Here is an 11472-nt window from a genome sequence, read left to right on the forward strand (position 1 = left end):
TACTTACGCAACAGAGAAAGAACTTGAACGGGCATTATCATTAGCGCAGGATGCTTTTGTTAGCTATAAAAATATTTCAACAATTAAGCGTGCTGAGTTTTTAGAAGCAATTGCAGAAGAAATAATGGCGCTTGAAGAAACATTGATAGAAAGAGCTGTTACAGAATCAGGTTTGCCCATTGGACGAATAACAGGCGAAAGAGGCCGTACCTTTGGTCAGTTAAAAATGTTTGCCCAGTTACTACGTGACGGCTGGTATGTGGATGCAAGAATAGATACTGCACAACCTGAAAGAGCACCATTACCAAAATCTGACATCAGAAGAATGCTTATTCCAATTGGCCCTGTTGCAGTTTATGGTGCCAGTAATTTCCCATTGGCTTTCTCTACAGCAGGAGGCGATACTGCTTCTGCACTTGCTGCAGGCTGTCCTGTAATTGTTAAAACACATCCATCTCATCCTGGCACCAGCGAATTGATATCTTCTGCAATTATTCAGGCAGCTAAAAGAACAGGCATGCCTGAGGGTGTATTTTCAGCCTTAAACCTTACAAACGATCAGTCGGTAAGACTCGTACAGCACCCTGCTATAAAGGCAGTGGGTTTTACAGGATCAAGAAAAGTAGGCATGACTCTTTTTAATGCGGCTGCGAAAAGACCAGAACCCATTCCTGTATATGCAGAAATGAGCGCTATAAATCCGGTTATTTTGATGGAAGAAGCATTAAAAGTAAAAGGAGAAGCAATTGCTAAAGGATTGGCCGGCTCAGTAACTATGGGGGCAGGCCAATTTTGTACTAATCCTGGATTGGTATTACTAATAGAAAGCGAAGCGAGTAAATATTTTCTAAATCACTTTGTGAAACATCTGGGAGCAACTGAACCTGCAACAATGTTGAACAAGAATATCTGCCAATCATACAGTAAAGGTATCGAAACGACTAAAACGGTTAACGGAGTTAATGTTTTGGCTGAGGGAACAAAATTAGCAAATGACGAGAGAAATGAGGCCAGATCAATTGCTTTTACGGTTTCAGCAGATGATTTCCTTTCGAATAAACAGTTAAACGAGGAGGTTTTTGGTCCGGTAACACTTTTTGTATTGATAAAAGATACAGCCCAGCTTCATCTGGTTTTAAATCAATTGGAAGGGCAGCTTACGGCTACTGTTCATGCCGAACCTGAAGATAAAGGTAATTTGATTCCTGTAATTGATATAATCACCCAAAAAGCGGGTCGTGTGATCTATAACGGTTTTCCTACAGGTGTAGAAGTTTGTCATTCAATGCAACATGGTGGACCATTCCCGTCAACCACCGATGGAAGATCAACATCTGTGGGTACAGCAGCAATTTATCGTTTTTTAAGACCGGTGTCTTATCAGGATATTCCAGATGAATTACTTCCTGCAGCATTACAAAACAGTAACCCACTGAGTATTTTGAGGTTGATAGATGGCTCATGGAAAACTGATTTAATACCTTAACTTCGTGCTTATTTTTAAGCTATGAATTGGGAAAAGTTATTGTCATCAAAACGATGGGGAAATGAAGATAGGTTTACTGGAAATCAAAAAGAAGCTCGTTCCGAGTTTCAAAGAGATTATGACAGGATCATATTTTCATCGCCTTTTAGAAGATTACAAAACAAAACCCAGGTATTTCCTTTACCAGGCAGTGTGTTTGTTCATAACCGACTTACACACAGCCTGGAAGTTGCGAGTGTTGGGCGATCATTGGGTACGATCTTTTACAACAGGATAAAAGACTCAGATGCCAATATAGATGAAACCTGTCCGCTGCTATGTGAAATAGGAAACATTATTGCATCTGCTTGCTTGGCTCATGATCTGGGTAATCCGGCCTTTGGTCATTCTGGTGAATCAGCCATATCGCACTATTTTAACAGTGGTGATGGGAAGATATATCAGGAACAGGTAAATGAGGCACAGTGGGAAGATTTGATCCATTTTGAGGGAAATGCCAATGCATTAAGAATATTAACCCACCCATTTGCAGGAAAAGGAACAGGAGGATTTGCATTAACTTACTCTACACTTGCTGCGATAGCTAAATATCCATGTGCATCTGTAGCAGGCCATAATAAAAAGAATATTTATACTAAAAAATACGGTTTCTTCCAGTCAGAGCAAAGCGGATTTGAAAAGATTGCTGAAGAGATGGATCTTATTAAGGTTCAGGAATCGCCTTTGATTTATAAGCGACACCCACTTGTGTATTTAGTAGAAGCAGCAGATGACATTTGTTATAATATTATTGATCTGGAGGATGCACATCGTTTAAAAATCCTTTCGTACAAGGAAGTTGAAACTTTACTTTTGCCTTTGTGTAATGATGTTAAAATGCCATCAAGGCTAGCTGAAATGGAAGATGATGATGCCAAAATCACGCTCATGAGGGCAAAGTCGATAAGCACATTGATATGGCAATGCTCAAATGTATTTTATCAGGAACAGGAATCGATATTAAACGGTGACTTCAATATAAGTTTGATGGATGCTATTGAAGCGCCATTCTTATCCGTAATGAAAGAAATAGAAAAGATTTCAATAAAAAAAATTTATAACTATTCTTCTGTTGTACAGATCGAAGTAGCAGGTTATCAGGTAATGGGCGGGCTTTTAGAAGAGTTTATTCCAGCCTACCTGCAAAACGAATCAAAATACCATAAGAAACTGGTTGAATTGATACCGAAGCAATTTTTAACAGAGAAGAATGATGTTTATTCTAAAATCCAAAGCGTATTGGATTTTGTTTCAGGAATGACAGATATCTATGCTGTTGAGTTATTTAGGAAAATTAAGGGAATATCTTTTCCTTCAATGAGTTAATAATAAAATGGAAGTTACAGATATACTTATTATAGGAGCAGGGCCAATTGGTATTGCCTGCGGTATTGAAGCAAAAAAAGCAGGCTTATCGTATGTGATCATCGAAAAAGGATGTCTGGTGAATTCATTATATAATTATCCTCAGAATATGACTTTCTTCTCCACATCAGAGAAACTGGAAATAGGGGGAGTTCCTTTTGTTTCAAATAATCCTAAACCTACCAGGTCCGAAGCATTAGAGTATTACCGCAGGGTAGCACTTAAATTTGAATTAAATACAAAGCTTTTTGAATCTGTTGACGATGTTGCGAAGCAAGATGTTGGCTTTATAGTAACCACTTCAAAATCAAGCTATCTTACCAGAAATATTATCATCTCTACCGGATTTTATGATCTCCCGAACAAAATAGATATACCCGGCGAAGATCTTCCCAAAGTAGCGCACTATTATAAAGACCCGCATTATTATGCAATGCAAAATGTAATTGTAATTGGGGCCAGTAATTCATCGGTAGATGCTGCCTTGGAAACCTATAGAAAGGGCGCCAATGTAACCATGGTAGTCCGAGACGAATCGATAAGTAAGCGGGTTAAATACTGGGTTAGACCGGATGTTATGAATCGCATTGAGGAAGGAAACATTAAAGCTTATTTCCATTCTGAATTGGTTAGCATAGCAAATGATACCGCTGATATTCGAACACCAGAGGGAATAATTACCATACCAAATGATTTTGTGCTGGCCTTAACCGGTTATCAACCCAATTTTGAGTTGCTAAGAAAATTTGGTGTTAAGCTTAGTGAAGACGATAAGTGCCTGCCGGAACACAATTCACAAACAATGGAGACCAATGAAAAGGGTATTTATTTGGCAGGTGTTGTTTGTGGAGGTATGGATACCCATTTATGGTTTATAGAAAACTCAAGAGACCATGCTGTTAAGATCATAAGCGATATTAAAAAGAAAGCTTAAAAAAAATATTTCACATATTGTTTGTTTCGTACGAAAGTTATCCTACCTTTATGTTATGAAACAGAATAAACCTATTGATGCTATTCCTGAGCCTACAAGAGCGGAGCTTGAAATTTTACAGGTTTTATGGGAATTTGGCCCTTCTACAGTGCGCTTTGTTAATGACACACTGAATGAGCAAAGAGATGTAAATTACACCTCTACACTTAAGCAAATGCAAATCATGGCAGATAAAGGGATTCTTAAACGCGATGAGCGCCAGATGAAGCATATATACATTCCCGTAGAAGCCGAAAATAAAACTAAGGATCAACTCTTGAATCGTTTCGTAAATACCTTATATAAAGGATCTGCTTCAAAACTAGTCATGCAATTATTAGGAAATGAAAAGACTTCCAAAGAAGATCTTGATGCTATTAAACAGATGTTAAAGAAACTAGATAAATAATAAAAATTCGAATAATTTAAGAACCACAATTATGGAATTTCAATATGCTTTATGTATCACTTTTTTCCATTCATTATGGATAGGGATGATCCTTGCTTTATTAACAAGTCTGATTATAGTTACTACAAAAAAAAGCAGTGCTGCAATAAGGTATAATTTACTTACTGCTGTTTTGTTTTTGTTTGTGATCATCATGAGCCTGGTGTTTTATGATACCTTAAACTCAGGGAGTATCCATCAAAGTTTGAGTAAGTCAGGGGGAGCGACACTTTTCTCGCCCCAAATAAGCAAAGAAGCCGCCACTGCAGTCAATTCTCAGTCTTTAACTCAGGGCAGTTCTGGATTTATTGATGGAATGGGGTATTTGATGAATATATGGACATCTTATTCCGTTCAAATCGTAATGATTTGGTTTTTGATCATTTGCATTAAATGCATACAGCTCATGATGGGAATGCATGCAATTTACTATCTAAAGAATACCCAGATCTATTCAGCGGGTAATTTCTGGGAAAATAAGGTAACCGAACTTTCAATTAAATTGAGGATCCCCAAAAATATTCAGATTCTACAATCTGGGCTTACGAAAGTACCCGTTGTTGCAGGACACCTGAAGCCTGTGATATTGATTCCACTTGGTTTGTTAAATGGATTGTCTGCTGCCGAAGTTGAAGCGATAATCAGTCATGAACTTGCACATATTAAGCGTAGTGATTACCTGGTAAACATACTTCAAAGCTTGATTGAGATCATATTCTTTTTTAATCCTGCTGTATTGTGGTTGTCTAAATTGATCAAAGAAGAAAGAGAAAACTGCTGCGATGATCTTGCGTTAACTTGTACTTTGAATAAGCAAGACTATATTCAAGCGCTTGTTTCTTGTCAGGAATTTCAATCAAACCAATATGTTATGGCGCTTACCGGCAGAAAGAATCAACTTTTGGAGCGCGTGAGCAGGATGGTATTCAACAAAAGTTCTTCGCTAAACAAAATGGAGAAAATTATTCTGACCGCTACCTTGATATCAACGTTGATTTTTACAGCAGCATTTACCACAAGTAAAAACGCTGTTGTGTCCGATAAACATCCGGTTAGTGAAGTGGTTAATATAAAGCCATATCAGGATACAACTATAAAGCATAATACAACGAAGCGTCTCGCTAAAAAGACTCCGGCAGTTAAACACAGAAAGGCTAATTATGCCAAAACTGCCGAACAGACAAGAGAAAAGACGAGGGTTATTGCCGAACAAAAAAGAGAGGAAGCCGAAAAGGCAAAAGCAGCACATGAAATAGCAAGCCAGAAGGACCTAAGTAACAAAATTTATGATACTGCCAGGTATGAAAAAGAGGCTGCAAAATACGCTGCTGCAAGTCAGCAGTATAAAAAGGATGCTGCAAAATATGCAGATGAGGCGGCAAAATACGTCGCCGATCCGGAACATTATCCGGTTCCCCCAGTGCCGGTAGCCCCGATAGCTCCTGTATATAGAAAACCATATATTCCTGCCAAGCCGGTAGCTCCGAAAGTTAGAATCGGTGACGGAGTAGTGATTCAGGATCGGGCAGAACCAAAAGATATGACTAAGGAACTGCAAAACGATGGCTTATTACAGCAAACAAATAACTTTAAATACAAGCTGGACGCCGATGAACTGATCATTAACGGCAGGAAACAATCGGATGCGGTTCACCAGAAGTATATGAAAAAGTATCTCAAAAATCGTAAAGGAACAATTACTACAACAGTAAACACTGATTAAAAATAGTTTAATCTTACTTTACACTATTGCAACAACCAGCGTCATTTTAAACACTGAAAGGGACATACTATGCCCGGATTTTAAAAATTAATCTTCGATGATGACAAAAAAAATATTGGCTATTTTGGCCATAGGGATTTGTATTGTCCCAATTGCTACCTTTGCCCAACAGACTGAGGCAAGTATTTCCGGACAGATAAGGGATACGGAAAATAAGACCTTTGATCTGGCTACAGTTGCCTTGCTTAATGCTAAAGATTCAGTTGTACTGAAATCTACCTTTACTGAAAGCGATGGTAAATTCAGTTTCAATCAGTTGAAGGCAGGGGACTATCAAATAAAAGTTTCTGCAATGGGTTATACCAGCTATAAGAGTGAGGTGATCACTTTAAATACAGCACAGCCTAGCTTTTTTATCCCTAATATTAAACTTATTCCTTCCAGTAATAGCCTTAATCAGGTAAATATTACAGGTAAAAAATCTTTTATTGAACGTAAGATTGATCGTGTGATTGTAAACGTAGATGCCCTGATATCCAATACCGGTTCTACTGCATTAGAAGTTCTGGAGAAATCTCCCGGTGTGCAGGTTGACCAGAACGGCACAATAACTTTAAAAGGCAAGCAGGGGGTATTGGTGCTCATCGACGATAAACCAACATATCTTTCCGGCGCGGATCTGGAAAACTACTTGAAATCGCTACCATCCTCGTCATTAGAACAGATAGAGATCATGACAAATCCTCCTGCTAAGTATGATGCAGCAGGTAACGCGGGGGTAATTAATATAAAAACCAAAAAGGGAAATCTTAAAGGCTTTAATGGTGGCTTTAACCTAAGCCTTAATCAAGGCCAAAAAACAAAAACACTAAATAGTCTGAACTTCAACCTAAGGAACAATAAGTTTAATTACTTTGTAAATTTCAGTTACAACTACAATACCGGCTTTTCGGATCTTGATATCAACCGCACCTATAAAAATGCTGACAACAGTCCAAAATCGTATTTTAACCAGAACAGCTATTTTGACAGACATGGAAATTCTTTAAATACGAAAGCGGGGGCTGATTATTATCAGTCTGATAATACGACCTGGGGCATCCTTGTTAGCGGAATGTCGAGAGCATCTACACAGATAAACAATAATTCTAGTAATCTACTGAATTCGCCGATTATCTGGCTTACAGGAACAAAACCAAACAAACTTATTATAATTCAAGTTTTTTTGCAAACGGATCACTAAAATCAGAAGATGTCCTGACGGGATACCTTCCTGGAAACATTGATATCTATTCTATGAAAACTGATTATTCGTTGCCATTAAAGTCTGAATGGAAACTGACAACTGGATTAAAGACCAGTTATACCAAAACCGATAATACTGCAGATTATGCCTATACCATAAATGAAATTACTAAACCGGATTTCGACAAGAGCAATCATTTCATATACAAAGAGCATATCAGCGCCGCCTACCTGAATTTAAACAGAGAAATGAAAAAAATCTCTGTACAACTTGGGTTAAGGCTCGAGAATACTTTCTCCGATGGTCATCAACTAGGTAACGCAATGAAGCCTGATTCGGCATTTAAAAGAAATTATACTGGGCTTTTTCCTACTGTATATGTATTGTATAAGTTGGATACAGCTGCTAACAATCAAATAGGCCTTAATTATGGAAGGAGAATTGATCGTCCATATTACCAGGATTTAAATCCTTTTATCTCACCATTAGACAAATTCACCTTTTATGTTGGAAATCCATTTCTGAGACCGTCATACACCCAATCAATAGAATTGTCCCATACCTATAAAAACAAGTATACCACTACCATAAGCTATTCAAAATCCAGGGATGAAGTTAATGAAACTATTGAGATATTAAACGGTACTTACTACAGCAGACCTGGTAATATTGGGAAAAAAAAGGTTAAAAGCATCTCTTTTAACGGAACATTTGATGCTGCAAGGTGGCTTAGCCTTGATTTTTATGCGGAGGTCACTAACATCAAAACAGTAAGCGATTTTTATACAGGAAAACTTAATACCAGTGGTACTTTCTGTTTTACCAGTGCAAATGCAAAATTTGCTTTAGGGAAAGATTGGGACGCAGAACTAAGTGGTAATTATAGGAACCGGATTATAGATGTTCAATTTGAACTGAAAAGTATATGGCAGGCCAGTACAGCCATTCAAAAGAAATTGTCGCCTAGCACAACTTTGAAGTTAGCCATCAATGATTTGTTTTATAGTAGAATTAATAGGGGAGTTATTAATAACCTTACACAAACCGATGCTAACTGGACCAACAAAGGTGATTCAAGAACTGCAGTGCTTTCCTTTAACTACCGCTTTGGAAAAGCCTTCAGTACACCAGCCAAACATGGTGAATCAGGAGCAGAAAGTGAAAAGAACAGGGTGAAGAACTAAAGTTATTTTTTATGTTTCTTCCTGTATTCTGAGGGAGAAGTACCGATGAGTTTGCTAAATAATCGTGAAAAATAATATTGATCATCAATACCCAACACAGCGCAAATCTCTTTAATGCTTTTGTCAGTAAAGTAAAGATATTGACAGGAATGCTGTATTTTGAGCTGATTGTAATAAGCTATGGGTGAAATACCAGTTTTTTGTTTAAATATCCTTAAGTAGTGTGATAGAGAGATCTTTTGTTGATCAGCAAGCTGATTTACTGTAAGTTTCTTATCAAGATTGTCTTTCATAAATGAAATTGAACTGCTTACCGCGTCTTTACTATAAACAGAAGGGTTTATTTCTTTATAATAAATTAGCGAGGTTACGAAATAGAGTAGTCTGAAGTTCATGATCTCCATTTCTTTTGTACCAAAACTCTCTTCAAGCATGGTATATATTTGATTAAAAATATCTATTCTGTCCTGCTCAAAGGGAATTGAATGAACCTCATGTTGCCCCTCAACAAGAGAACGTTCATAAATCATCCTTGAATTGACCCCACTAAAATGCATCCAATATATACTCCAAGGGTTTTTTAACGAGCTGAAATACCTGTGGGGTATATTTTTAGGGATGATAAAAAATGTGTTTGCTTTTAAAACATAAACCTTATTGTCCAATTCCACAGAGCCTTCTCCATCTATACAGTAAAGTAAAATGAACTCGGCTGAACCTGTTTTTCGCTCACGATCATGTCCCAAGGCATGTGGATAGTAGCCGATTGCCGTAAGGTAAAAAGAATTGATTAGGGGATTGTTCTTAATGCTTTTCCTAATATTGGGCGTAAGGACAATCATTTTTTGACCCAAAAATCCTTCTTTAATTTTCTTTTTCTCCTCTGTCATATTTTAAATGCTAAGGTATAATAAATGTTACTTATTTTACATTTTGTAACACTTCAGTTATGATAATATTGTCCATTATTTGTCTTAGTTAGTCCATTTCTGGCTTCTAATTTCCCCGTAAGTTTATCCTAACAAATATTAAACGGGATTAACCAAATATTATTCACTATGTCTTTCTTTACGATTAAAGGAACTGTAAGATGGTATGCTTTGCTCATATTTCTCATTTTACAGTGTAGTTTTACAGTTTTCGCTCAGAATTCAATTAATGTCGCAGGCCGGGTAACCGGAAAGGACGACAAATTACCCATTCCAGGTGTTTCAGTGAAGGTCAAGGGCACAGGCACCGGTATATCAACCGATAAAGATGGTAAGTTTGCGCTAAATACCACTTCAAATTCAACAATAGTTTTTACCTCTGTGGGCTATGTAACTCAGGAACTTCCTGCTTCGGCCACAATGAACGTATCTCTTGTCCCAGAGGATAATAATTTGGAGGAAGTAACCGTAGTTGGTGTAACCATTAAGAAAAAGGACCTTACCGGATCTGTTGCAGGAATAACAGATAAAACCATTAGTGAGTTACCGGTAACTAATGTTAACCAGGCCATGCAAGGGCGTATTGCCGGTGTGCTGGTACAAAGTAATGACCCGAGACCAGGTGGTGGTGTGTCTATAAAAGTAAGGGGAAATAACTCCATTAAATTTGGTGCCGATCCTATTTACGTAGTTGATGGTTTGGTAATAGAACAAGCTTTCAATACCATAAACCCTGATGACATCGCTAGTATTGATGTATTAAAAGATGCATCGGCGACTGCTTTATATGGATCAAGGGGTGCAAATGGGGTGATATTGATTACCACCAAAAAAGGTAAGAGTGGAGAAGGAAAGATTGAATATAGTGCGTGGGTGGGCGTACAATCGTTCACAAGAAACTTATCTTATCTGAATGCGCAACAAATAGTCGACCTGAGACTGGATGCCTACGCTAACAAATATATGGATGCTAATCCTACTGCAGACAGGCAGGCATATATCAATACGCTGCTCGGCCCTAACTCTATTGCATTTGGGGCAGATGAGCTGGCTGTATATAATCGTGGTGAATCATACAACTGGCTTGATCAGATCACCAAAAAAGGAATACAGCAAAACCATACCGCCACGTTTTCGAAGGGAGGCGAAGATGGCTCCATGTATGTGAGTTTTAACTACACAGACCAGGGTGGTTTATTGAAAACTTCAAATTATAAACGATATGGTGGCCAGACCAATCTCGATCAGAAAATTAAGCCGTGGTTTAAAATTGGAACCAATACCGGTTTTTCTAGAACAGAAGAATCATACATAGATGGCGGCGTATTTGGAATAGCTGCTAACGCGAATCCACTATTGCCTATCGATGATAAAATAACCTATTTAAGCTGGAAAGGAATTCAGAGTACAGATCTTTATAACCCAATCAGAAGTTTAACTATCGATGGTAAAGGAAAACAAAACCGTTTGCTCACTTCAAATTATGCAGTAGCAACACCAATACCTGGCTTAAATATTCGTACAGGGATATCATTCGATGTGAGGTCACAAGATTACTTTAACTATATCCCAAAAGACTTAGGACAGTCGCTGCGAAACTCTTATAACGGAAGGGCAACACAAAAGAAAGAAAGCTGGATGAACTGGCAATGGGATAATTCTGTATCTTACGATAAGTCATACGGAAAACATAATTTCTCTGGTTTAGTAAGTTTTGGTTTAACTCAGAACAACTACAATTACAATCAGATTGATGCTTCAGGCTTCGCGACAGATGATTTCTCTTATAAATACCTTGGCGGTGCCTACCTAAAAGAGCAATTTCAGCTGGGCTCTGATTTTGTAACCAACTCACTGATCAGCTATGTGGCAAGATTTAACTACAATTATGACAATAAGTATTTCGCAACCTTAACTGGAAGGTACGATGGCTCGTCTAGATTTGGTAACGGAAATAAATGGGGCCTGTTTCCCTCACTTGCCCTGGCGTGGGATATATCTAAAGAAAGTTTCTTTGAAGGCATAAATGTCGATGCACTAAAACTACGCGCAGGATACGGTATTGCAGGTAATCAAAAC

The 11472-nt window shown here is 37.9% G+C and carries 9 protein-coding genes; 8 read left to right on the forward strand and 1 reads right to left on the reverse strand.

The window, feature by feature from the left end:
* The 7 genes from AC1DDX_RS19530 to AC1DDX_RS19560 all read left to right on the forward strand — a co-directional run.
* Positions 1 to 1486: aldehyde dehydrogenase (NADP(+)) (locus AC1DDX_RS19530; RefSeq protein ID WP_477622442.1), on the forward strand; the 1486-nt coding region annotated here is incomplete at its 5' end.
* Positions 1487 to 1507: 21 nt separating this feature from the next.
* The gene (locus tag AC1DDX_RS19535; RefSeq protein ID WP_337716081.1) at positions 1508 to 2851 is read left to right on the forward strand and encodes a deoxyguanosinetriphosphate triphosphohydrolase; all 1344 of its coding nucleotides are present in this window, start codon (positions 1508 to 1510) and stop codon (positions 2849 to 2851) included.
* A gap of 7 nt (positions 2852 to 2858) precedes the next feature.
* Positions 2859 to 3824 (forward strand): YpdA family putative bacillithiol disulfide reductase, encoded by a 966-nt coding sequence (locus AC1DDX_RS19540; protein ID WP_288881718.1) that lies wholly within the window; start codon positions 2859 to 2861, stop codon positions 3822 to 3824.
* A gap of 55 nt (positions 3825 to 3879) precedes the next feature.
* A complete protein-coding gene (locus AC1DDX_RS19545; protein ID WP_172662752.1) occupies positions 3880 to 4272 on the forward strand; it encodes a BlaI/MecI/CopY family transcriptional regulator in 393 nt (130 codons plus the stop codon).
* Between the two features lie 31 nt (positions 4273 to 4303).
* Positions 4304 to 6034, forward strand: a complete 1731-nt coding sequence (locus tag AC1DDX_RS19550) for a M56 family metallopeptidase (RefSeq protein ID WP_337716083.1) — start codon at positions 4304 to 4306, stop codon at positions 6032 to 6034.
* A gap of 97 nt (positions 6035 to 6131) precedes the next feature.
* A complete protein-coding gene (locus AC1DDX_RS19555; RefSeq protein WP_477622443.1) occupies positions 6132 to 7277 on the forward strand; it encodes a TonB-dependent receptor in 1146 nt (381 codons plus the stop codon).
* Entirely contained in the window at positions 7211 to 8464 is a 1254-nt protein-coding gene (locus AC1DDX_RS19560; RefSeq protein WP_477622445.1) for an outer membrane beta-barrel family protein, read from the forward strand. The genes AC1DDX_RS19555 and AC1DDX_RS19560 overlap by 67 nt, the downstream gene beginning before the upstream one ends.
* Before the next feature lie 2 nt (positions 8465 to 8466).
* Here the strand turns inward: AC1DDX_RS19560 and AC1DDX_RS19565 are convergent, their stop codons facing one another.
* Positions 8467 to 9354 (reverse strand): AraC family transcriptional regulator, encoded by an 888-nt coding sequence (locus AC1DDX_RS19565; protein WP_172662755.1) that lies wholly within the window; start codon positions 9352 to 9354, stop codon positions 8467 to 8469.
* 168 nt (positions 9355 to 9522) lie between these two features.
* Between AC1DDX_RS19565 and AC1DDX_RS19570 the strand changes: the two genes are divergently transcribed.
* On the forward strand, positions 9523 to 11472 hold a 1950-nt coding region (locus AC1DDX_RS19570; protein WP_477622444.1), incomplete at its 3' end, for a SusC/RagA family TonB-linked outer membrane protein.

It is taken from the genome of Pedobacter sp. 10L46_2 (genome assembly GCF_056395165.1).

Bases quoted from the DNA above. Each gene is read 5' to 3' on its own strand.
- AC1DDX_RS19540 (WP_288881718.1), top strand. From the start codon at position 2,859: ATGGAAGTTACAGATATACTTATTATAGGAGCAGGGCCAATTGGTATT.
- AC1DDX_RS19565 (WP_172662755.1), bottom strand. From the start codon at position 9,354: ATGACAGAGGAGAAAAAGAAAATTAAAGAAGGATTTTTGGGTCAAAAA.
- AC1DDX_RS19535 (WP_337716081.1), top strand. From the start codon at position 1,508: ATGAATTGGGAAAAGTTATTGTCATCAAAACGATGGGGAAATGAAGAT.
- AC1DDX_RS19545 (WP_172662752.1), top strand. From the start codon at position 3,880: ATGAAACAGAATAAACCTATTGATGCTATTCCTGAGCCTACAAGAGCG.
- AC1DDX_RS19555 (WP_477622443.1), top strand. From the start codon at position 6,132: ATGATGACAAAAAAAATATTGGCTATTTTGGCCATAGGGATTTGTATT.
- AC1DDX_RS19550 (WP_337716083.1), top strand. From the start codon at position 4,304: ATGGAATTTCAATATGCTTTATGTATCACTTTTTTCCATTCATTATGG.